The sequence below is a fragment of the Dolichospermum sp. DET69 genome, from assembly GCA_017355425.1.
Lineage (GTDB): Bacteria > Cyanobacteriota > Cyanobacteriia > Cyanobacteriales > Nostocaceae > Dolichospermum.
This window is the reverse complement of the sequence record CP070233.1, coordinates 1,826,498-1,848,477: the sequence shown is the minus strand read 5'-3', so window position 1 is coordinate 1,848,477 and position 21,980 is coordinate 1,826,498. Positions and strand designations below refer to the sequence as shown.

General features: G+C 38.1%; 19 protein-coding genes. 6 read left to right on the top strand and 13 right to left on the bottom strand.

The annotated features are described in order from the left end of the window. Positions 1 to 84 precede the first annotated feature (84 nt). The 10 genes from EZY12_08695 to EZY12_08650 form a co-directional block, all read right to left on the bottom strand. Complete coding sequence (locus tag EZY12_08695; protein QSX69654.1) at positions 85 to 2,439, bottom strand: YfhO family protein; 2,355 nt, start codon at positions 2,437 to 2,439, stop codon at positions 85 to 87. A 225-nt stretch (positions 2,440 to 2,664) separates the two neighbouring features. Beyond that, positions 2,665 to 5,667, bottom strand: coding sequence for a glycosyltransferase (locus EZY12_08690; protein QSX69653.1), 3,003 nt, complete (start codon positions 5,665 to 5,667; stop codon positions 2,665 to 2,667). An 11-nt stretch (positions 5,668 to 5,678) separates the two neighbouring features. Then, entirely contained in the window at positions 5,679 to 6,704 is a 1,026-nt protein-coding gene (locus EZY12_08685; GenBank protein ID QSX69652.1) for a glycosyltransferase family 4 protein, read from the bottom strand. Beyond that, positions 6,697 to 8,034, bottom strand: coding sequence for a class I SAM-dependent methyltransferase (locus tag EZY12_08680; protein ID QSX69651.1), 1,338 nt, complete (start codon positions 8,032 to 8,034; stop codon positions 6,697 to 6,699). The genes EZY12_08685 and EZY12_08680 overlap by 8 nt, the downstream gene beginning before the upstream one ends. 35 nt (positions 8,035 to 8,069) lie before the next feature. Continuing rightward, positions 8,070 to 8,801 (bottom strand): ABC transporter ATP-binding protein, encoded by a 732-nt coding sequence (locus tag EZY12_08675; protein ID QSX69650.1) that lies wholly within the window; start codon positions 8,799 to 8,801, stop codon positions 8,070 to 8,072. Between the two features lie 92 nt (positions 8,802 to 8,893). Beyond that, positions 8,894 to 9,619: a Uma2 family endonuclease gene (locus EZY12_08670; protein ID QSX69649.1), complete on the bottom strand. Its 726-nt coding sequence runs from the start codon at positions 9,617 to 9,619 to the stop codon at positions 8,894 to 8,896. Between the two features lie 81 nt (positions 9,620 to 9,700). Next, positions 9,701 to 10,507 carry an ABC transporter permease gene (locus tag EZY12_08665; GenBank protein QSX69648.1) on the bottom strand — a complete coding sequence of 269 codons (807 nt, stop codon included), beginning with the start codon at positions 10,505 to 10,507 and terminating at the stop codon, positions 9,701 to 9,703. Between the two features lie 112 nt (positions 10,508 to 10,619). After that, a complete protein-coding gene (locus EZY12_08660; GenBank protein QSX69647.1) occupies positions 10,620 to 11,333 on the bottom strand; it encodes a Uma2 family endonuclease in 714 nt (237 codons plus the stop codon). Between the two features lie 9 nt (positions 11,334 to 11,342). After that, complete coding sequence (locus tag EZY12_08655) at positions 11,343 to 12,101, bottom strand: Uma2 family endonuclease (protein ID QSX69646.1); 759 nt, start codon at positions 12,099 to 12,101, stop codon at positions 11,343 to 11,345. A gap of 580 nt (positions 12,102 to 12,681) precedes the next feature. Further along, a complete protein-coding gene (locus EZY12_08650) occupies positions 12,682 to 13,458 on the bottom strand; it encodes a Uma2 family endonuclease (protein ID QSX69645.1) in 777 nt (258 codons plus the stop codon). A 108-nt stretch (positions 13,459 to 13,566) separates the two neighbouring features. Between EZY12_08650 and EZY12_08645 the strand changes: the two genes are divergently transcribed. From EZY12_08645 to EZY12_08630, 4 genes are all read left to right on the top strand, one after another. Beyond that, a complete protein-coding gene (locus EZY12_08645) occupies positions 13,567 to 13,758 on the top strand; it encodes a DUF2862 domain-containing protein (protein QSX69644.1) in 192 nt (63 codons plus the stop codon). A gap of 86 nt (positions 13,759 to 13,844) precedes the next feature. Beyond that, positions 13,845 to 14,945, top strand: coding sequence for an ArsA family ATPase (locus EZY12_08640; protein ID QSX69643.1), 1,101 nt, complete (start codon positions 13,845 to 13,847; stop codon positions 14,943 to 14,945). 89 nt (positions 14,946 to 15,034) lie between these two features. Next, positions 15,035 to 16,069 (top strand): chlorophyll synthase ChlG, encoded by a 1,035-nt coding sequence (gene chlG / locus EZY12_08635; protein ID QSX69642.1) that lies wholly within the window; start codon positions 15,035 to 15,037, stop codon positions 16,067 to 16,069. Positions 16,070 to 16,594: 525 nt separating this feature from the next. Beyond that, positions 16,595 to 16,864, top strand: a complete 270-nt coding sequence (locus EZY12_08630; protein ID QSX70587.1) for a hypothetical protein — start codon at positions 16,595 to 16,597, stop codon at positions 16,862 to 16,864. Positions 16,865 to 17,210: 346 nt separating this feature from the next. Here EZY12_08630 and EZY12_08625 read toward each other — a convergent pair whose 3' ends face one another. The 3 genes from EZY12_08625 to EZY12_08615 form a co-directional block, all read right to left on the bottom strand. After that, positions 17,211 to 17,462: a hypothetical protein gene (locus EZY12_08625; GenBank protein ID QSX69641.1), complete on the bottom strand. Its 252-nt coding sequence runs from the start codon at positions 17,460 to 17,462 to the stop codon at positions 17,211 to 17,213. Positions 17,463 to 17,528: 66 nt separating this feature from the next. Beyond that, positions 17,529 to 17,951 (bottom strand): hypothetical protein, encoded by a 423-nt coding sequence (locus EZY12_08620; GenBank protein ID QSX69640.1) that lies wholly within the window; start codon positions 17,949 to 17,951, stop codon positions 17,529 to 17,531. A gap of 524 nt (positions 17,952 to 18,475) precedes the next feature. Further along, positions 18,476 to 18,832 (bottom strand): iron-sulfur cluster assembly accessory protein, encoded by a 357-nt coding sequence (locus tag EZY12_08615; GenBank protein ID QSX69639.1) that lies wholly within the window; start codon positions 18,830 to 18,832, stop codon positions 18,476 to 18,478. Between the two features lie 853 nt (positions 18,833 to 19,685). Between EZY12_08615 and EZY12_08610 the strand changes: the two genes are divergently transcribed. Both EZY12_08610 and EZY12_08605 read left to right on the top strand, forming a co-directional pair. After that, positions 19,686 to 21,305 carry a hypothetical protein gene (locus EZY12_08610; protein ID QSX69638.1) on the top strand — a complete coding sequence of 540 codons (1,620 nt, stop codon included), beginning with the start codon at positions 19,686 to 19,688 and terminating at the stop codon, positions 21,303 to 21,305. Between the two features lie 342 nt (positions 21,306 to 21,647). Beyond that, positions 21,648 to 21,818, top strand: a complete 171-nt coding sequence (locus EZY12_08605) for a CopG family transcriptional regulator (protein ID QSX69637.1) — start codon at positions 21,648 to 21,650, stop codon at positions 21,816 to 21,818. Positions 21,819 to 21,980: the final 162 nt, after the last annotated feature.

Sequence of the window (21,980 nt, the reverse complement as noted above, 5' to 3'; positions counted from 1 at the left end):
GACTCAACCACAATAACGCATCGAGGTGAATTTAGATATCATTACACATTTTGGTTATTTCATGTCCACCTACTTAATTTTAACTTACAATCTTTTTTTTGTATATATGTTTAGACACAAGTATACAAGTAAAACTAAGGAAGCTGTACTAATTCCTGCACCAATATAAAAACTCTGAGATCTAAATTCAAAATCAATCGTGTGATTACCTTCAGATAGCAAAAGACCTCGTAAGACATAATTAGTTTGAAAAATATGTGTTAGTTTACCATCAATTTTGGCTTGCCATCCTGGATAATTGACATCACTTAATATTAAAAATGTGCTAGAGAGAGAAGTTGTTTTAATTTGAATATTAGTATTATCCAACTTGACAATCTTAATAGTAGATCCTGAGTCAAAATTTTCGACTTTAAAATCTACACTTTCTTCAATTAGGGCTTGCTTTGAAGGGTCGTAATTTTTACCATTAGGTAAATTTGATGATTTGATAGCGTGAAGAACTTCTTCGGGTTTCAAAGTTATAACTTCTGGAACTAGCCATGCTCGTGGCATTGCACGAAGATTTTCATACACTGTAGCTTGATTGATATTCTCAATATGATTCCATCGCTGATTATTACTTAAATAATGATAATTTTCTGTACTTGGGTATGAACTTTTAGTCGGTTGATTTATCAAGGTGAAACTTTGAGGGGTAAAAATATAACGCACGGACATAATATCCAGACTACGGTCATCTGGAACAGGCCAGGTTGGTGAAACATCTCCTGGTGTACCCATTGATAATATTTTACTTACTCTGGATAAGATCAGTGGTCCATAACCACTCGCACTAGGGACTCCCCATAGCCTAGATATATTCACTGGAATCTCATCCCGAGTACCCAATCCACCACGAACAGGTAATATTCTTTGTTTACTATTACTGAGAATTTTCTGGTACTTTTGAGAGGAAGCCGTTGGTGTCAATAAATCCTGGCGAGGAGAACCGGTCTGCCAATCATAAAACCAGCCAAAATGTGCCAAATCAATCAGCAGTATTAGGATTAGTAAAATTTGTCTTACTTTAGACTGTGCTACCTTACTCCAATAAACTAAAATACATCCTACTGATAAAAAAATGAGTATTGGCATACCAACCTGTGGGTTAGACCAGGGAAATAAGTTTATAGTGGTTTGTGGGGTAGCTACCTTATCTTGAATGTTCACGTAGAAAAAATAAATCCCTAATAAGCAAGCTATTATAATGCTGGCACTAATTGTGAGAATTTTAAATATAAAATGACGGGGGAAAACTTTCTTTTCTATAGCCGCAATACCATAACCAGCCAGTACACTTACACCCAGCGTCATCTCAATGAAATGGCGTGCTGGAACACGAAACTTATTGTAAGCAGGCACATTGTACATTAACCTAGCTAGGAAAGTAGCATCTCCAAGGGTTAATAAAAATGTGATAAATACCGCAATTAACCAAAATTTAGCCGTAAAATTATACCTGTATGCTAAAAAACCAATAGTTGCTAGTATGAGTGGCAATATACCAACATAGCCGGTTACTTCTGTTAGACCCCATTCACAAACTCCTGAATATGGAATATTCTGAAATGGTCCGCCTCCCAAAAACCAAGGAAATAATAGTCTAATACTTTCAGCTAAAGGTAGAGAACAGTAATTAAAATCTTGAAAACTTAACTGTGAACGCTGACCAAGATTCATTAATTCGATAGTAGGAATAATTTGAATAGAAGATATGGCTATTCCTAAAACTACAGTAGCTATGTATACTTTGTAATATATCCACCTCCCAATTGGCGCATTTGCTCCCACTAGTAAGGCATAAACCAAAGCAATTCCCATACCATAGACAGTAATTTGTGGATGTCCTGCCAAAATGCAACAAGTGCTTGCAGAGCAGGCAACTACAAACCACTTATTTGTGAATTTATAACGTAGCTTTTCCAACGACCAAATCAGCAATGGTATCCATAGAGCAGTATGAATCATCGCAGTGTGACCTAAATGAGCCATCATGAAGCCACTCATACCGTAGATGATTCCACTAACAATACTGGCTAACCTCGAATTAGTTATTGTATAGACATAACCGTAGGTAAAACAGCTTGCTAGTACATAGGCTGATATAACATAGGCGTTCCAAGAGTGAGGAATCAAGGAAAACAATATACATAGAGGATACCAAGTTTGAACATTGGGGTCTGCTGCCGTAGGGAATCCTGACAGTATTAAATCTGTCCAGAGTGTCCGAGGAGAATAGAAAGCTGGTATGCTCTGAATAATCCCATCTCCCGGTGCTAATAATCTTTCTGAAAATATGACTGGAGAAAAGAAAATCGCATAAATAATAGAAAACAGAAAAAATACAGAGAATACATGAATAATTTTTTGGTAACCTTTCCGATTAATTTTTGTCATTTTTTTAAATAGGTGTGGCATCAATAATAATTTTGAGCATGGGAGTTAATAGGTAAATGTAACCGCCTTGTCACCCGTTAAGTGGCTTATTATAGCAAATTTCAGGTCGTGATGGACTCTAAATACCCCATCTAAATACCCCAGCCCTTAGCAAGGAGATGAGAGGGTGGTGGGTCGCTTGGGGTGTACTTAATTTAGCCGCAATATGCTATATATCCATTTTTTTCATTTTTTGGCTAAAACAATAATTGTATTTCTTAATAACGGATGATTATCCCCAAGTGCATTAATTATTTTATAAGGATAATCATCTGTACCAGAACGCCAGTTACAATAACTGTTAATCCCGTAGATTTGGATATCTTTAAAACCAGATTTCTCTACAAGATTGTAAACTTCTTTCGGGGTATATTCACGATTATGCCTATCTAAACTACCATAAAATATTTCAGGCTGCCAAAAAATATTACATTCATTCAGCAGTGCATATATATTAGAAATATTGCATATATTTGGTGTTGATAAAATCAATAGACCATCTGTCTTTAATACTCTTCTTAAATCCGATAATATTTCTAACGGATTTTTTATTGCTATATGTTCTAAAACTTCGGTGAAGTATACTGCATCGAAAACATTATCATCATAAGGAAGAATTTCTTGCTCAAAATTATGTTCTATGACACCTAACTTTTCTACCCAATCAAGGGAAGGATATGTGTCACGCCAGGCTTCATTTAAATTGACACCAACAACCTTCATACCGAGTAAGTGCAAGCCAATACCAATATGTCCAGGAGCAGAACCAACATCTAAAATTCTTGACTTGTCTTTTAGTGTCATTGCAGCCGCCAAGTAATGCAAGTATCTAGGAACTGACGCTTTAAAATAGTCCCCATGACTCTGGCTACCAACTATATCTTTGACTTGATTCAATAAATTTTCGGCAGATTTAAAATGTGCCTGAATGGTTTGTGGGATATTTGTTGATAATAAGGAACTAATTTGAGAATGTAAAAGAATTTGTTCTACCAAAGCAATATCCTGATCTTGAAAAATTTCTTCCTTCTCTTCCTCAATTTTTTTCATTTTTAATGAATTCAAATTTTTTCTATTACCAGGAAATAAGTCACGTATAGTCTCGCTAAACTGGTTTTCAAATTTCATCATTAAATCATCAACTTCTAAAATATCTAAATAAAACTTGTCAACTTCTACATTATACTTCTTGATTCCTCTGAGAAAGTTTTCCCGAAATCCCGGAGTATTTTTGTAGTGAGACTCCATAAAAAATAGTTCTCGGTAACGTTCTGGATGTTTTTGCATCAACAAAACATCTTTTTCAAAAAACTGGTTTCTTTCTGCCAAACTTTCACCTTTATCAGTGCGAAGATGGGGAGGGTGAAAAACACAAACATCTTCAGCAAAAGGGACTTGTCCATATTGACAAATTCTCCAACCTAAATCAGTATCTTCACGAAAATGTGGATTGTCAAAAGATTCATCAAATCCATCAACAGCCATAAAGACTTCTCGTCTAACCAGCAAATTCGCTGTCATAAAACCGATTCCTTCAAACCCTAAGTTGGTTACAGAACGGTAATTATCATCTTTCAGGTTGTCGGAAATAACTAGTCCTTCTACGCCAACTATATCCTTATTTTCAAAGTATTGTCTGCTATTATTTAACCAATCAGGCTTTGGTTGACAATCATCATCTGTAAAGGCTAAAACTTTTCCTCTAGCGTAATAAGATGCTGTATTTCTAGCTATGACTGCTCCTTTAATATCACTATGAATATAGATAATGTCTAAATTAGAATACTTTTCTCTTTGTTTCCATAATGTTTTACTTTGATCAACTATAATAATTTCAAAGTCTTGGGAAATTTGATTTTGTAAACAATCCAGCAATGTTTCTAATTTGTCATGTCTTTCATAGGTAGGAATAATCACACTAAAAAATGGGATATTATCGCCTAGTTTGAGTCTATTTCTATGCAGCAAAAGCCCTAAATTGCTGGATATTTTTTGCCAAGCATACTTTGTTTCTACTAAACTTCTAGCTGATTCACCAAGAACCTTGCTATAGTCTTGATCATTAATAACTCGTTGGATACTACTGGTAAAATCTTCTGCTGTGCAGATATGGATGGCTGTTGCTGATCCTTGAAAGATACCTCTGGCTCCAATTGGTGTTGAGATTACCGGTAAACCAGCGGCCATAAAATCAAACATCTTGATATTTGTCCCTGACCCGGAAAACATTGGGTTGATAGCTAGATCAGATGCAGCTAAATAGTTAAGTTTTTCACTTTCTTTCAAAAAACCGGTCAAAATAACATTATCAATATTTTTTTCACTCAGTTCATCTTGACTAAATTTATCGCCTACACCACCACAAATTGCAAACTTAACATCAGGCATTTCTCGCGCTAATTTATCAATAATAAATCTTGCTGCTTCAGTGTTGGGTACATAAGAACTACCCATAAAAATCACAAGTGGAGTATTCCCTATATTTATATTTAATTTTTTTCTGGCTATTCTCCGCTTGCTGTCACTTGAATTTTGAATTTTATCGGTAAATACACCATTGGGAACAATGGATATTTTCCTGAAAGGAATATTATATAGTTTATGAAATAGTTCTCTATCTTCATGGGAACAAGCAAGAATTAAATCACAATTGTTGCAAAGTTCGTATTCTATACTCACTACGTTTTTAGCAATTTCCGTGCCAAAATCACCATCATCTAATAAACTAGTTCTTAATAAACCTTCGACGTTCTGAGAATCATAAACAACAAGTTGGGGACGAGAACGCAGTATATCTTTGACTAGTGGGTATACCCAAGGATGAGAAAAAATGACAATATCTGATAAAGCTATTTGTTTTCTAGCTGTCTCCAAAAATTTACTTGAATGATGCCCTAGCAAATTAAAGCAAGAATCTATAATAGTTTTACCACCTACCCGTGACTGCCATTCAGCACACTCAGAAAAGTGTTGTTCACTCAGAGGAATATCAATTTCTTCTAAAGTTTTACTCAACCGATGATGCCGATAATTTTCTCCCGGCCAATCATATGATCCTATATATGTAGTGGGCAGATTCTCACCCATGCCATGATATAAGCCTAGCAACCTCAGTCTCCCCCCCCCAATGGGAGGATCAATGGGCTGCATATCTAAGACAGTAACTTGAAAGATTTGTTTGTCAGTCATGTTTATTAACTTCACTCTCGCAAAACACCTAATAATCTCTGAGAGATATTTGACCAATTAATGTGGCTTATGTCAAGCTTTCCCCTTTTCCCCATGACTTTTGCTTGTTCGGGGTGATTAATAAAATATTCTATGGCTTTAGCAATTTCTTTTGGTTGAGGAGCAACAACAAAACCATTAATCCCATTTTTAACAAACTGCAAGCATTCTCCAGAATCTTGACAACTAATTACTGGTTTTGTATGAGCAAAAGCCTCTAAGGTAACGTAGCCATAATCTTCTCGTATTGGTACAAATGGAATAACTAAAGCATTTGCATATAAATCCAAAAGTTCCTCATCTGAAACTCGACCCAAAAATTCTATCCGCTCGTCTTTACCACTAAGTTCGCGTAATTCTTGCTCCTGTTCACCTGTACCGACAATCTTCAGACGAATAGGATGCTGAAGATGATGCATTGCTTTAATTACTAAATCCACTCGCTTCCAACGATGTAACCTCCCCGGCATAAATATATATTCATAGTTGCCTTCATGGAAATTATCCAATACTAGCGCTGGATGCAACACTTCACTTTTGATGCCGTTATATTTCAGTAGTCTTTGACTTACTTCGTTGCCAATTGTAAAAACTTTTTTAGTTCTTGGTGAACTTAATGCTCCTGTATCTAGTTTTTGAATAGTATCTCTTTGAGTTTTGAGAACTTGATTACCACGACCAAATTCCTGTTCAAACATATCATAAAATACTCGGATAGTATGAACCAGATAACATATATGATTGGGATGACGAACTAAAAAAGTAGGAGCTTTCGTAGAAATTACTGCATCATAATCAGAAAGATTTAAATCATAGCAACGTAAATATGACTCTTGTGTAGTCTCAAAACTTGATTCATCAATCAAGACTTCAACAAGAGTTGCGGATGTGGTTGCAGTATTGAGAGAATTTATCAGACCTGTAAAAAATCTTTCCGCTCCTCCAATCTCCCCAGTAATCATACGTGGTACTACAACTGCAATCTTGTAGCTACTCATGTTTATACCCCACCACAGCATAATCTTGTGGACCATAGAAATAGTCATTAAAGCGTTCAGCTACACCTTGACCATCAATTTTTGCATTTTCTGGATAGGGATGCAGTGTGATTATTTGAGTATTGTATAAACCAAACATTTCAGCCATAAACTTGACTGTGGGGCTAGGTAATGGATGAATATGAGTTGGATCTAAATAAAAGGTATTGCTTCCGACTAACACATTATCTGGATTTGGAGTTTCAAAAATAACTAATCCCTGGGGTTTCAGTACCCTGACTGTTTCCGAAAATAACCTCATTAATGTTTTAAATGGCAGATGCTCAATAATATGAAATCCGGTTATAGCGCCCAAACTATTTTCTGGTAAAGATTGCAAATAGTTAATGACATCTGCTTCTATTGCCTCCAAACCTCTAGCCTGGCATTGCTCTACCATAACTCTGTTGATGTCTAAACCCCTAGATATATATCCAGATTCCTTTAGCAATTCTAACCACTCACCCCGTCCACAGCCTACATCTAAAATAGGCGCGTCTGGTGTACCAACATTTGCTTTTTCAATCAAGGGCAAATATACTTTTAATCTATCTGAAATATCCTCACGAGTACCTCGGAAATGATCTTCAAAAGCAACGTAGAATGAATTTAGTAGGTGTTCTTCTTCACTGGCAAAGGTTTGTAGTTGTTCTTGATTAAAAGGTTCTGGTAATCGCTGCCGCGCTTCTTCTAGAAATAAGGATATCAATCGCTTCTGCTGCATTAAATCATTTTTGAGGTAACTATCATTTCTAAAATGACGCTCATTCATCCCTTGAAATTGAGTATCTACAGCAACTATTTGCTTATCAAGTTCTTGAATGCTATTATCTACAATATTCAAATGCTCATTTGCTGCTTGAAAGCGAGCATCCACAGTAATTAAGCAATCATCTATTTGTGTCTTTAAAGTTTTGATTTCTGCTATCAGTTGGTGATTAATCGTTAGGGATTCTTTTAAAGAAAGAATTAAATTAAAATTAACTTCTCGTTGGTCTTTAAAGAGAAAGTTGATGGCTTTGAGGATAAATTTTTGTAATTTTGATATGAAATTAAACGGAAAGCGATTAAGTTTTTCAGGCCATTTAGTCCGAATATAAGCTCTAGACTCTGCATTTTTAAGTAAAGATTCAATATGTCCAATGCTTAAGCTAATGTTTGACGTGAAATTTGCTGTATCTGCATTATTTGTCCCCACTGGCTGAGAGTGACCTTGACGATTAAGTATCTCTTGACGGATCTTCTCCATTAACTCATCGACATTAATTTCAGAATTATTTTTTTCAATCATTGTTCAAAATATTCAAAATAAATTAAAATACCTAACTAAATCTGTTTAACATAGTATTTTACAGTTTCATCTGCATCTTCAATAAATATAATTCTACCTTTCTTTAAAAATATTCCCCGTTGACAAGACTGCTTCACAAACTCTAAATCATGGGACACAACCAGAACAGTAGAATTATCATCCCAAAACTGATCCATTCTTTGCTTACACTTATTCTTAAAACTCTCATCTCCCACAGACAAGACCTCATCTAAAATCAAAATATCCGGCTGTACATCAGTCGCAATAGCGAACCCCAAACGAGCCACCATACCCGAAGATAAACCTTTAACTGGAACTAAAGCATAATCTTCCAACTCTGCAAACTCCAAAATGGAATGCGCTTTCGCTTTCATTTCAGCCCTAGAAAAACCTAACAATACACCATAAAGGAGAATATTGTCCATCACAGAAATTTCTGGATCAAAACCTGCTCCTAGTTCAATTAAAGGGGCAACTTGACCCCGAACCCTGACAGTACCTGTTGTCGGCTGAAGAATCCCAGAAATTATCTTTAACAGAGTGGATTTACCAGAACCGTTCGCCCCAATTATACCTATTTTTTCGCCTTTTTCAACCACCAAGTCAATATTATCTAAAACTAATTTTTTGGCAGGTTGACGATATTTACCCTCTACCACAGATAGAAGCGTTTTTTTTAAATCATAGGAAAATTCCTCTTGAGTCCTTCTCCACAGCGAAACACTATCCAAACGTATTACTTCCATTTAAAGCAAATCCATAAAATGATGCCGCCATATATGAAAACAAGTTCATCCCCAGGCTAAAATAATGATGCCACTAAGTAAAGCACTTCAATTTACAAAGTATCAGGTTCAACACCTAATTCTCTCAATTTCTGAGCTAAAATAGCTGCTTTAGTTTCTGCTTCATCAGCACGCTGACGTTCGTATTCAGCCCTTTGGCTTTCTGATTCAGCTTTTCTAATCTCTTCCAAATTAGCTTCTTCTGGTGTAGGTATTAATCTACCCTCAACGCTAAAATATCTTAACCTATTTTCAAACACTCCTAGATATAACCCTAACTCCTGACTCCAATACCAGCCATTTTCCGATGCTGGAATAGTTTTATATTCACTGTCTGTTAATCGCCATCCCACCAATTCTAGGGTATTTGGGGAAAACCAAAAATACTCAGGAGTGCGGAATTGATTTTGATACAACTGTTTTTTCAATCCCTTATCTACTTTCGCTGTAGAATCAGAAAGTAATTCAATGATCACATTGGGATATTTACCATCCTCTTCCCATATTACCCAAGACAGACGGGGATGTTTTTCCGTGTCTTTGACTAGAAAAAAGTCTGGTCCTCTAAAGTCTCGATTTTTTAACTGTTGTCGGCTATAGTAAACGCTAAGATTTGCACCAATAAAGAAATCTTCTCGATCACGCCATAACCATTCCAAACAAGTTACTAAAATTAATAGTTGTGTATAATGTAAGGAACTTTCCATCTCTGGTTCGTCGCTGAGTAATTCCGTGCAATCTGGCATTAATGCTTCTATTTCTTGTGCGGTTAAAGCCATAGATTTTATTGGGATAATTTACTATCTTTTGTTAATTATAAACTATCAGAATCTACTCTGTGCAATTATCAAATGATAGCTTTAGAGCAAATCCATAAATTGATGCCGCCACAGATGAAAACAAGTCCATCCCAAGGCTAAAATAATGATACCACTCAGTAAAGCCCCCCAAATTAAACCTAAATCCGGTGGAGAACCTGATAATGTAATCTGACGCAGACTTTCAATAATTGGGGATAAGGGATTTAAACCTAAAAACTGTTTTACCTGCTTGGGAACAATAGCTGCTGGATAAAATATAGGACTACTTAACCAAATTACAAATACCACTAACTCATAGAAGTAAGGAAAATCCCGAAAAAATACGTACAAAGCACTGACTAGAAATCCAACTCCTGTAGAAACTAAAATCAGTGCGAGAAATGGAAATACCAAAGCTAGGACATTGACTAGACTTTTGGAATTAATCAAAGTCATAATCGCTAATAACGGCAATGATCCTACTGAAAACTGAAAGACATTCGCCGCAATCATTGATACCGGGAAAACACTGACCGGCAACTGAATTTTATTTAATAATGCCCCATTACCAACTACGCTGGTTAAAGCTTGGGATGTGCAAGCTGAGAAAAAATTGATTACTAGTAATCCCGTCAGTGCTGCCAGCATATAGTTAATGATGGAATTGCCATAGTAAGATGCAAAGGTAGCACCAAAAATAGCAGTATACAGCCCTGTCATAATTACAGGGTTCAATAGTGACCAATAAACCCCCAAAAAAGAACCCCGGTAGCGGACTTTTAGAGTCCTTCCTACCAAGACGTGCAAGAGTTCGCAATAACGCTGCACTTGTAACCAATTTAAATTATCTTTGAGGGAAAGCGTCATTCTTAAGCACCATTACACACCAGAAAAAAGTCATTTCGGCATTCTATACTATTTGAGTCCTATTGTCTGCGATTAATTTTCAGATTAGGGAAATTTCTACTAAAAGATTTATTTACAAATTATCAGGCTCAATACCTAACGCCCTTAACCTTTGAGTTAGTATAGCTGCTTTCATTTCTGCTTCATCAGCCCTTACTCGTTCAGCTTCAGCCCGTTGATACTCTTGTTCAGCCCTTTGTCCTTCATTTTCAGCCTTTTCGGCTAGTTCTGTAGGTATGAGTAATTTATTACCTGTATCTAATCGGTAAAATCTCAAAAGTTCCCCTTCCACTTCTAAACGCAATCCTAAAGGTTGAGAGAAACTATCGGTAATTGGTTGATAAATTTCCGCTTCTAATCTATACCCCAATAACTTATTCTTGATCCATTCTCCTTTGGGATCAAATAACCAATATTCTAAAATTCCTAATTGTTCATATAAAAGCTTTTTCTCTTTCTGATCTTGATTTTTAGTAGCTGGACTTGTCACTTCAAAAATAACTTGGGGAACTTGTCCTTCTTCCCACACTTTATAATTATCTCTACCACCAGGAGACACATCAAAAATCACCATTACATCTGGTGCGACTCTTAATTTCGGAAAACCTTGGGCATAATAAAGAAATTGGTTTGCTAATACCGTTGCTTGTGTACCTGTAAGGTATTGTTTAAGAACTTCTAAAGTAGTTAAAATGGCATAAAGATGTATGTAGGTTTCTGCCATAGTCTCTCCATCTGCACTAGGATATTTGATACTGGTATCGGTTAAGTTTATGGTTGTAGTCATAGCTTTTTCCTAATTGATTACAGTATCAGGATCTACACCAAGAGAACGCAAATATTCCGCTAATTTATCTGCCCGTTGATGTTCATTATCTGCCCGTTGACGTTCACTTTCTGCCTTTTCTGCTAATGTTGGCAACCAACCATCAGCATTATACCAACGTAACCATAAACCCTCTGTATTTTGATAACTTCCCTGCCACAAACCTAAACCCATTTCTATTTCTTCTAACCAGAAACGGTTATCTGGCAAAGAGATAGCTTCATAACGAGTGCCATTAATTTTAAAGACACGGAAATTATTTTGATAACGGTCATAGATAATATAGTAAGGAACACGCAAAATGTGTTCATATACTTCCCACTTGGTTGGTAGTTTATTGACTTCCCGCAGAGTTTGTCCTAAGTCTTCTTGTTCTGTTCCTGGTGACAGTAATTCAACTACTAAAAAAGGATTAATTCCTTCTTGCCACACAACATAACTTAAACGTAAATCTTCTTGGTGGTTAGCATTAGGAACTCCTAACACCATATACCAATCAGGACGCTTGTACCAACCAGGATGTCGGGGGTCATAATAAAGATTTAAGTCGCTGTCCAGTAACATTTCCTCAGATGAATAATTGACAGGTTGACAAGTTTCACTGAGCAAATCCGCTTGTATACAATGAAATTCATCCGGCAAACCTGATTCTCCTATTAACTCACTGGGTAAATCATACATCGTCGGCATGGTTTCTTTTGGCGACAAAGGTGGATTATGTTGATACATATTTGCTTACCTTAAACTATACTAAACACGGTTAAAACATGGACTTTTAGAGAATCACGAAAAACCTAGATGTGTAGGGGTTTAGCTCATGCTCATTGGTGTCAACTTAAGCCATAAATCCCTTATTTGTTAGCTTCTACACCCGCCCAGAAATGAATTTCCGGGCTAATAACCAAAGTCTACTGAAGTAGACTAAAGATTTTTGGGATATTTAGTCATCAAAAGACAACTTTTGTTATTAGACTGGGAATATGGCTTACGCCACGCTACGCTATCATTCCCATGGGGTCCATAGGTTTTACGTTAGAGGGTGTTTGAAAAGTCTAATTTGTTACCCGCCTGGCGACTGGAAGTCGCGGCTACACAGACAAAACCCACCTTCGTGGGTTCAGAAACCTTGATTTTTCATTAGTCCACGTTCGCGTTAGCGTTCCGAAGGAATAGGTGGACTTCGCTTGTGTAGTAGCGTATCCCTAACGGGAGCCGGAGGCATCTTTATATTCGCCTAAAACTTTTCAAACATCCTCTTAAGTTGACACCTATGATCTCATGCTTTACCCCTACCTATAGAATCAAATAATTAAACCGTGTTGAGTATATCAGGATCTACGCCGAGCGATAGCGCAGCGCTCCGGAGGAATCGTAAATGTGCTGCCAAAAGTTGCGATTTTTCTCTTTCTACTGTTAACTGTTGTTCTACTTCAATAGCTTGATTTTGGGCTGCTATTAACTGTAGTTGTGCTTCCATAGCTTCTTTTTGGATCTTTATAGCCGCTTCTTCTGGTGTTGGTACTAATTCACCTTCAGATGTAAAATAGCGAAGTTTACTATTTACCACACCTAAATATAAATCTAGGACTTCACTCCAAAGATATCCCTCTTGATTGGCTACAATTTCCTGATATTGATTTCCTACCAATTTAAAACCAGCAAATTCTAAACTTTCGGGACTAAACCAAAAATATTCAGGAGTATGAAAGCGATTTTCATACAAACTTTTTTTCAGGTTTTGGTCAACTTTTGCTGTACTATTGGACAGTAATTCAATAATTAAATCTGGATAACGTCCATCTTCTTCCCAGACAACCCAAGACGTGCGGGGACGTTTTTCTGTATCCTTAACTAAGAATAAATCTGGCCCACGAAATTCTCGATTTTTTAACTGCTGACGACTAAAATAAATAGTCAGATTTGCACCAATAAAAAAATCATTTTGATCACGCCATAACCATTCTAAGCTAGTTACTAGTATTAGTAACTGCATATAATGTAAAGAACTTTCCATTTCCGGCTCATCACTTAACAAACGAGTCGCATCGGGCATTTGTTGTTCTAGCTGTTGGGCTGTCACAAACATAAGACTATACCTAATTGCTTACTGATTTAATTTTAAGCCATGACTGATGAAAACAGAGTACCAGATTCCGCTACACTGAGATTTGGATTATTGGATTGTAACTAGATCATGGAAATCGGACAGAAAGTTAAGGTGATTCGTTTGCGCGATCGCGTATCCTCTACTATCGCTCAAAAACTCGGAAAAATTGGCACTATCTCTGGCTACAAAGTCACTGACGGGGCGGGAATTGGTGTGGTGGTCAAATTTGATGACAACTCCTCCACCTGGTTTTTTGAAGATGAAATCAAACCAGCATAGTCAAGACAACTTAGAGCAGAGGCGAAGAGGATTGGTTCAGTGTTAAGTTGTTATTGAAAAGATCGGCGATAATTGGAAATTGAGTAATGGCCTTGATACTGACATTTTTAGGCAAAAACGGCATCGCTCGCAGTAAGATAGCGATCGCGGCAGCCATTAGCTTGGCAACACAAGGCAAACGGGTGCTTCTAGCCGGACTAGCAGATCCAACATTGTCAATTCTACTCAATACGGCTCTGACTGCTGACCCCCAGGAAATCTCTCCCAATCTGCAAGCAGTACAGTTTCAAGCATCTGTACTGCTAGAACGTAACTGGGACGAAGTGAAAAAATTGGAGTCTCAATACCTCCGCACACCAATTTTTAAAGAGGTTTACGGGCAAGAACTGGTAGCATTACCAGGCATGGACAACGCCCTTGCTCTCAATGCTATTCGTGAATATGATGCCAGCGGCAAATATGACGCGATTATCTACGATGGTATGGGGGACGCTTCCACCTTGCGGATGTTGGGAATGCCAGAATCTCTCAGTTGGTATATGCGACGATTCCGGCAATTATTTGTTAACTCTGATTTAGGGAAAACAATTACAGAATCTCCCCTTATTCAACCTTTAATTAGCAGTCTTTTTAATGTTAATTGGAGTTCTGATAATTTCTCCCAACCCACTAACCAAGTTAATAATTTTCTCGAAGAAGGTAAAGCTGCTTTAGCTAATCCCCAACGTGTTGCCGCTTTTTTAGTGACAACATCAGAACCCATTGATGTGGCAAATTCCCGCTATCTTTGGGGAAGCGCCCAACAAATTGGTTTAACTGTGGGTGGGGCAATCTTAGTTACTGGTGGAGAAAATACTAATTTATCTGAGGAATTTGCACCTCTACCTGTGAGCATAGTTCCTGATGTCTCCCATGGTGAATGGCAACCTCTGATAGATGCTTTACCCAACTTTCTTGAACAAGCATTACAAGCTAATCAACCCATTGAAATTGACGTACATAATCGCCAAGTACGCCTATTTTTGCCTGGTTTTGACAAAAAGCAAGTCAAACTCACCCAGTACGGGCCAGAAGTCACAATAGAAGCCGGAGATCACAGGCGGAATATCTTCCTGCCGCCTGCTTTAAGTGGTAAACCTGTAACTGGCGCAAAGTTTCAAAATAGTTATTTGATAATTTCTTTTTAGGTTATGGAAACTGGGAATTGGGGACTGGGACATAAATTATTACCAATCACCAATTACCCATTACCTATTACCAATTACCATTACACCTTATGTCTGAATCAACTCCCATTAATCCAGATTCTCAGCCAAATGAGGCTATAGAATCTACAAGTCAAGAAGTTACAATCACAGAAGACCGCAACGCAAAAACTCGGCAATTGCTGGGAATGAAAGGTGCAAGTGCTGGGGAAACTTCCATTTGGAAAATTCGCTTGCAATTGATGAAACCGATTACCTGGATTCCCCTAATTTGGGGTGTAGTCTGCGGTGCGGCTTCTGCTGGTAACTACACATGGACTCTAGAAAATGTCTTGAAGTCCGCCCTTTGTATGTTTCTTTCTGGTCCTTTGTTGACAGGTTATACCCAAACCATCAATGATTATTATGACCGGGACATTGACGCTATTAATGAACCTTATCGTCCTATTCCTTCTGGGAGAATTTCCCAAAAGCAAGTAATTAGTCAAATCATTGTTTTGCTATTATTAGGATATGGTGTGTCATACACTTTAGATGTATGGGCAGGTCATCCATTTCCTACTGTTTTTATGTTGTCGGTTTTTGGGACTTTCATTGCTTATATTTATTCTGCACCACCATTGAAATTAAAACAAAATGGTTGGTTAGGAAATTATGCTTTGGGTGCAAGTTACATTGCTTTACCTTGGTGGGCTGGCCATGCTTTATTTGGGGAACTAAGTTGGAAAATTGTAGTTCTGACCTTATTTTACAGTTTGGCAGGTTTAGGGATTGCCATTGTCAATGATTTTAAGAGTGTGGAAGGCGATCGCCAATTAGGATTACAATCATTACCAGTTATGTTTGGTGTGCAAAATGCGGCTTTGATTTGTGTGGTCATGATTGACTTATTTCAAGGTTTGGTCGCAGCTTATTTGGTGAGTATTAATGAGAATTTATATGCAGCAATTCTCGTATTATTAATCATTCCCCAAATCACTTTCCAAGATATGTATTTTCTCCGTGACCCCATAGCTAATGATGTCAAATATCAAGCCAGCGCCCAACCGTTTTTGGTTTTGGGAATGTTGGTAACAGGTATTGCTTTAGGTCATGCTGGAGTTTAATTTAATATATCTTTAGCCAGAAGCGATCAATAAGGAGTTAGAAGTTATATTAATTTCTAACTCCTTACTTGTGTCAGTAACCCAGCCCTAAAGGGACTGAGCTTGCAAGAGAAATCAAACAAGCTGTACTGACCAGACCACCCTGAGCATAGTCTCAGGGTAGCCGTTATTTGAGTCACGACACCCCGGAATGCGTAGCTAGTTCCCTGCTCTGTCGCTTGTGATTAAACAGTTGTAAGGTCACTGGAACAGTGTTGCAAGCCTAACAAGCTCTTATAACAGGTCGAAGCTAACATCACCCCGAAAGGGAGGCACATCGCGTGCAACACATTATGCGTACAGAGTTGAGAAATTTGAATCGGTAATTGTCCCGTTGAAAGTACATCACAACAGTACCCCGAATTTCCCAACTCCAAGGCGGTAATGAAAAAAGATTCAATGCGGTTAAAACCGCCCGTGTCGCTTCCCTCTCAGCCCTAAAGGGACTGAGTTTCCCGCATACCGCGAGGTCTTATGAGTAATACCATGTTAAATTTTATATCTTTTCTAATTCAGAGTATACAACCATTATTAATTCCAATTTGCTTTGTTATTGCTTGGACTACAATTATGATTGTGTTTTTGAATTTATGGACAGCGACCAAGGACACTGTTAAAACTGCTCAAAAAATGCACAAAATTCCCTGTCATAATTGCCAATTTTTTACTAATAATCACCGTCTTAAATGTACGGTAAATCCTTATGTTGCGAATACAGAAGCAGCAATTGGTTGTCAAGATTATCAATCAAATTAATTGTTATCTCAGGGCTTTCCATTTTTTGTGGATTACTTGTAGGGGTTTAGCAAGAGCTTCATTGGTGTCAACTTAAGTTAAAAATGGCTTATCTGTTAGCTTCTACACCCGACAGGGAATCAATTCCCTGTCTAATAGCTCAAGTCTACTGAAGTAGACTAAAGATTTTCGAGTATTTAGTCATCTTTAGATGACTTTGCCTATTAGACTGGGAATATGGCTTACGCCACACTACCCTATCATTCCCCGACGGGATGTAGGTTTTACGTTAAGTTGACACTTATGAAGCTCTTGCTTTGCCCCTACTTTCAGCCGATTAATTCAGTGATTTAAAAATGAGTAAAATTTACGACAACTCATTTTTGGTCAGCTTCTTAGATACCCAGCTAATAATACCGCTGAATAACGCACCACCCATCAATATACCAATAGCAGGATTAAATACTGGTATCCAGAGTTTGTGCCACAAATCTAAACCTAAATTGATTCCCGAAGCATCACCAATCACAGCTACAACAAGCCACCCAAAACCTAAAATTACTAGAAAAACATCAGCGACTAATACGAAGTTGAGCCAGTTTAATAATTTGTCTTTCATTAGTTATTAGTTATTAGTCATTAGTCATTGGTCATTAGTAATAAATCTTGCCTATTACCTATTACCTTATTCTTCAAATAACCATTTTTTGACTTTGGCTAAGTTTTTCCAATCGGGTTTTCTGGTAAAACCATCTTCAATGCTATTTTTAACTTCTTCTTGCCATTCTTCATTGACAAATATCAATTGTTTTGCAATGTCAATGTGTTCTCGCAAACCTTTTTGACCGGTTTCTAACATAGCTAAAGCTAGATTAATTCTGCCTTGTGGGTCTTGGGGATTGAGTTTCACGGCTTTATTAGCGGCACTAAAAGCTAATTTCCCTTGGTTATCAAGAAGATATAGCCAAGCTAGACAAACCCAGGCCGAACTGGCTTTAGGAGAGCGATCGCATACCTCTTTAAATACAGGAATCAGAGATTGTACAGATTCTCCAGCTTTATAGCGTTCTAGACCTGTATCAAACAGGGAATCAACAGTATTAGTCATTTGTTATGAGTCAGTGGTCAGTGGTCAATTATCAATTGTCAATTATTCAGTTGTAATTAGCAACCAATAACTGACAATTGGATCATATTACCAAAAACCTGGGTCTAAAGCGCCGTGCTAGAAGCACGGCTTTTGCTTTTATGGTAGAATTTAGTAAGTGGGAAGGGTAATCAACCACTTAAAAAACCCAGTTGCCGAAAGGGACAACGCTGATAGCGGTAGCGTGGCGTTAGCCATACCTTGAAAATTAAATCTATGCGGTTCTACTGTATTTTTCTAGACTCCACCTCGCAGTAGGTAAAAGATTTAGAGGAGTTAGATAAACAGTTTTTTGAAACGATATGTTTCAAATCCAAAAAAGAACTTGGAGAAATCCAACTCTTAGTAGGGCATACCCAAAGTCGCTTGGGGAGAGTCCCACCTCTGAGCTAGAAACTGCAAGGTATCTAGTTTAAGTGGTCTCGTTGAACCAAGAATCCTCTCTTCGAGACGCTAACGCTAACGCGCCTTTAGGACAAGGAGTGTCAAACCCCGAAAGATTTACCGCAACCGCAGGTTTGGGCAGCGTTGGGGTTAGTAAATTGGAAACCACCACCAATCATGGCATCACTATAATCAAGCATTAAGCCGTAAAGGTAAAGTAGACTTTTGCGATCGCTGATAATTTTGAAGCCATCATAATCAAAAACCTCATCATCAGGGGTAATCTTGCTGACATCCTCAAAATCCATCATGTAAGACATTCCCGAACAACCACCTTGTCTGACTCCCACCCGTAAGCATAAATCTTGCCCTTGCTTATCTTGAAGAGACTTAACCTGCCGCAATGCAGATACGGATAATAGAATTCCGCGTTGTTGAGTTTGAGTTGCTTGTGTCATAAATTCTTAACTCCTAAACTAGTTTTATCAATACCCCGTAGGTCATTCTCGTACCTCTGGACTGGTACTCCCTTCCCAGTATAAGATTACATATCTTCTTCCTTCCTTCTCTTCCTTCTTCCTTCGCGTCCTTCGCACCTTCGTGGTTCATAGGAATATACGGGATGCGGGAAACTCAGTCCCTTTAGGGGCCAGAGGGAAGCGGCACGAGCGATTTTAATCGCTGTCAATATTCTGATCCGATTACCGCCTTGGAGTTGTTTAATTCGGTGTGCTTTTGTAATGCACTTTCAATAGGACAGTTACTATTTCAAATTTCACAACCCTGTACGCATAATGTTTTGCACGAGATGTGCCTCCCTTGCGGGGTGATGTTAGCTTAGACCTGTTATAAGAGCTTGTTTGAGCTTGCGACACTGTTCCAGTGACCTTGGAACTGTTTAATCACAAGCGACAGAGCGGGGAACTAGCTACGCATTCCAAGGTGTCGTGACTCAAATAACGGCTACTCGTTTTACCGAGTGGTCTGGTCAGTATGGCTTGTTTGATTTCTCTTGCAAGCTCAGTCCCTTTAGGGCTGGGTTACTGACTTAGTCTATATTCTTCTAGTGGGAAGGGAGTATGAATGTTTTTATATTTATTTTAGCGACATTAGGACAGGAAAAAAGAATAAGAAGGTGGGAATGTGGGAACATAGGAAAATAATGTTTAATTATCCCTGTTGAGTCCATCACTTGCCACTTGATCAGCAAGCCAAGATTTTTATTCTAGAATCAAGGGATTAGGTATGTTTAAAGATTAACCATTCCCAAAAGTCTCATTCTCAATCGCTTTGTTTTGATTCATTTACTCTATGACAAGTTTTAATCGCTCTACCAGTCGCCGATTGCAGAAATTAACCCAGATTCCTTCTGTATGGGAGGGCGATCGCCGTCCATTGTCAGCACCACGCAACCCATTTGCAGACCCAGAGGCCAAAGGAGATTGTATTCTTTGGGTAGATGCCTCGGAAGGGATTGTTAGAGGCATGGATATGGTAGATTCCAGCCTAGGGCCTGAAGCCATTGTCCGTACCCTGATGCAGGCAATAGAACATCCCCAAAGTCCGGCTAAACCCGGTAGACCACAAAGAATTGTCGTCCGTGATCGGGAAATACAATTTTACTTGCGCGGAGTATTGCAAGATTTAGATATTGCTATTGACTACGTACCGGAATTACCCATAATTGATGAACTTTTTCGCTCTTTTACAGAAGTCATTGATAGCCAAATTCCCGATTTGCCACCCAAATACGCCAAACTTCTCTATGATAAAGCCTTTGAAGTCTGGCAATCTACTCCTTGGAAATATTTGGAAGAACAGCAAATTTTATCAATAGAGATCAATCAATGGGATGTAGAGAAACTCTATGCCTCAGTCATGGGAATGCTAGGAATTGAGTATGGAATTTTGTTTTATCGTTCTGAAGATTCCCTGAAACGTTTTCGGGCTGCTGTTCTCGCTGATGAAGATGAAATAAATCAGGATTTAGAAGAAGCCTTTCTCAAACAGGATTGTTTATTTCTCACCTTTGATGCGGTTAACGATGACGAAGATGATGACGATCTGGGTAATTTGGCAGAAATGCCACTTTCAGAAATTCAACCTACCTTCGGTAATATTCACCCCCTAGAAGGGTTGCGTTCGGTTTTGTATGAAGAAGAAGCACTACTAACTTTTGTCGCTGTAGAAAGTTTATTGCGGTTTCTTCGTGACCACCATCGTCAATTATCCGAAGAAGATTTTCTCACCCTCAGTCAACGTTATCGAATTTCCTTACCAGAAGCCGACAAAAATCGCAAATCCTTAACTGTCACTGTTTCTACCATGCCAGAGTTGACAGCAGAATTAGAAGAAATGGCTGGTTTTGATTTGGAAGATGATGATGAAGATGATGAAGATGATTCTATATTTGAAGCCTTAAGAGACGATTTAATTCCAGAAGATGCTTTCATGAGTTTAGGTGTGTTGCCGTGGGAAACATTGAATTACCTGCGTCAAGGGCCTAACTACCAAGCAGCGGGGGAATTTAAACCAGCGGGGGATGGTTTACCTGTGATTGTCATTCAAACCTCTCGTCCTAAAGCTAAGGGGATTATTGAGAATATTGAAGAAGCTGGAGGATTAAACGCCATCTGTTTTCACACCGTAACTGATCCGGTAGATGATGATCTCTATGACTTAGGTTTATTACAAACACATAATCATGAATTATTTTTGTTTGGGCAATTTTTAGATAATGACCCAGTTCATATAGAAGCCAAAAAAAAATGGCATCAGCGTTGTCAAAATACTAAAGGCTATTGCGGTTTAATTATTGCCAAAGGATTGACCGGGGCTTCTCGTGGTAATCCCCAATTACGAGATATGATGGCTCTATTAGAAGCTCATGTACTTTCCTCGGAAGAATTAAACTTGGAAACAGTTGACTAAAGAAATAGATATACCTAAGATTTATAAATTAAATTAGAGGATATCTATAAAAATCCAATTTGATTTTTGTAAAAGTGTTCTGATCTTATTTTCTTCCCTATTCCCCGTCCCCTATTGACACATTGATGGTCAAATCAATCACACTCAGGTTCCAATCACAAGGAATTCCTAGTATTCAAGCCAGGTTATCGCAAAATTTATTTGGGTAAGTAGTTGACAAACTGAAGATTTTAAATAAGATTAGTGTTTTTGTTACCTTGTTAATTCCAACTAACTTTCAAAGTCTCATTTTTGTTTTGAGTCACCAAACTCCCTAACTCAGGTTAATATACAGCAAAGTGCATGATAATGACAAATAAAAAATGGGCCGTTAAACGTATCACAGTTAATCTAGCCACACAAGAAGCAGAGAAACTAGAAAAATATTGTCAACAGACAGGTAGACCAGCAACAGATGTAATTCGAGAGCTAATCAGAAGTTTACCCCAGGGGGAAGAAGTGGCCGGAGGGTGATAGAGGGCAGGGAAGCAGGGAAGCAGGGGGCAGGGAGCAGGGGGCAGGGGGCAAGGGGGCAGGGGGCAGGGGGCAGGGGGCAGGGGGCAGGGAGCAGGGGAGAGAAATATTCTTTTGCAACTGACAACTGACAACTGACAACTAACAACTGACAACTGACAA

Excerpts from the sequence above, each read along its gene's own strand:
- EZY12_08640 (QSX69643.1), top strand. The coding sequence starts at position 13,845 with ATGGCCTTGATACTGACATTTTTAGGCAAAAACGGCATCGCTCGCAGT.
- EZY12_08610 (QSX69638.1), top strand. The coding sequence starts at position 19,686 with ATGACAAGTTTTAATCGCTCTACCAGTCGCCGATTGCAGAAATTAACC.
- EZY12_08665 (QSX69648.1), bottom strand. The coding sequence starts at position 10,507 with ATGACGCTTTCCCTCAAAGATAATTTAAATTGGTTACAAGTGCAGCGT.
- EZY12_08625 (QSX69641.1), bottom strand. The coding sequence starts at position 17,462 with ATGAAAGACAAATTATTAAACTGGCTCAACTTCGTATTAGTCGCTGAT.
- EZY12_08690 (QSX69653.1), bottom strand. The coding sequence starts at position 5,667 with ATGACTGACAAACAAATCTTTCAAGTTACTGTCTTAGATATGCAGCCC.
- EZY12_08620 (QSX69640.1), bottom strand. The coding sequence starts at position 17,951 with ATGACTAATACTGTTGATTCCCTGTTTGATACAGGTCTAGAACGCTAT.
- EZY12_08675 (QSX69650.1), bottom strand. The coding sequence starts at position 8,801 with ATGGAAGTAATACGTTTGGATAGTGTTTCGCTGTGGAGAAGGACTCAA.
- EZY12_08695 (QSX69654.1), bottom strand. The coding sequence starts at position 2,439 with ATGACAAAAATTAATCGGAAAGGTTACCAAAAAATTATTCATGTATTC.
- EZY12_08645 (QSX69644.1), top strand. The coding sequence starts at position 13,567 with ATGGAAATCGGACAGAAAGTTAAGGTGATTCGTTTGCGCGATCGCGTA.
- EZY12_08685 (QSX69652.1), bottom strand. The coding sequence starts at position 6,704 with ATGAGTAGCTACAAGATTGCAGTTGTAGTACCACGTATGATTACTGGG.
- chlG (QSX69642.1), top strand. The coding sequence starts at position 15,035 with ATGTCTGAATCAACTCCCATTAATCCAGATTCTCAGCCAAATGAGGCT.
- EZY12_08655 (QSX69646.1), bottom strand. The coding sequence starts at position 12,101 with ATGTATCAACATAATCCACCTTTGTCGCCAAAAGAAACCATGCCGACG.
- EZY12_08650 (QSX69645.1), bottom strand. The coding sequence starts at position 13,458 with ATGTTTGTGACAGCCCAACAGCTAGAACAACAAATGCCCGATGCGACT.
- EZY12_08615 (QSX69639.1), bottom strand. The coding sequence starts at position 18,832 with ATGACACAAGCAACTCAAACTCAACAACGCGGAATTCTATTATCCGTA.
- EZY12_08630 (QSX70587.1), top strand. The coding sequence starts at position 16,595 with ATGTTAAATTTTATATCTTTTCTAATTCAGAGTATACAACCATTATTA.
- EZY12_08670 (QSX69649.1), bottom strand. The coding sequence starts at position 9,619 with ATGGCTTTAACCGCACAAGAAATAGAAGCATTAATGCCAGATTGCACG.
- EZY12_08605 (QSX69637.1), top strand. The coding sequence starts at position 21,648 with ATGATAATGACAAATAAAAAATGGGCCGTTAAACGTATCACAGTTAAT.
- EZY12_08680 (QSX69651.1), bottom strand. The coding sequence starts at position 8,034 with ATGATTGAAAAAAATAATTCTGAAATTAATGTCGATGAGTTAATGGAG.
- EZY12_08660 (QSX69647.1), bottom strand. The coding sequence starts at position 11,333 with ATGACTACAACCATAAACTTAACCGATACCAGTATCAAATATCCTAGT.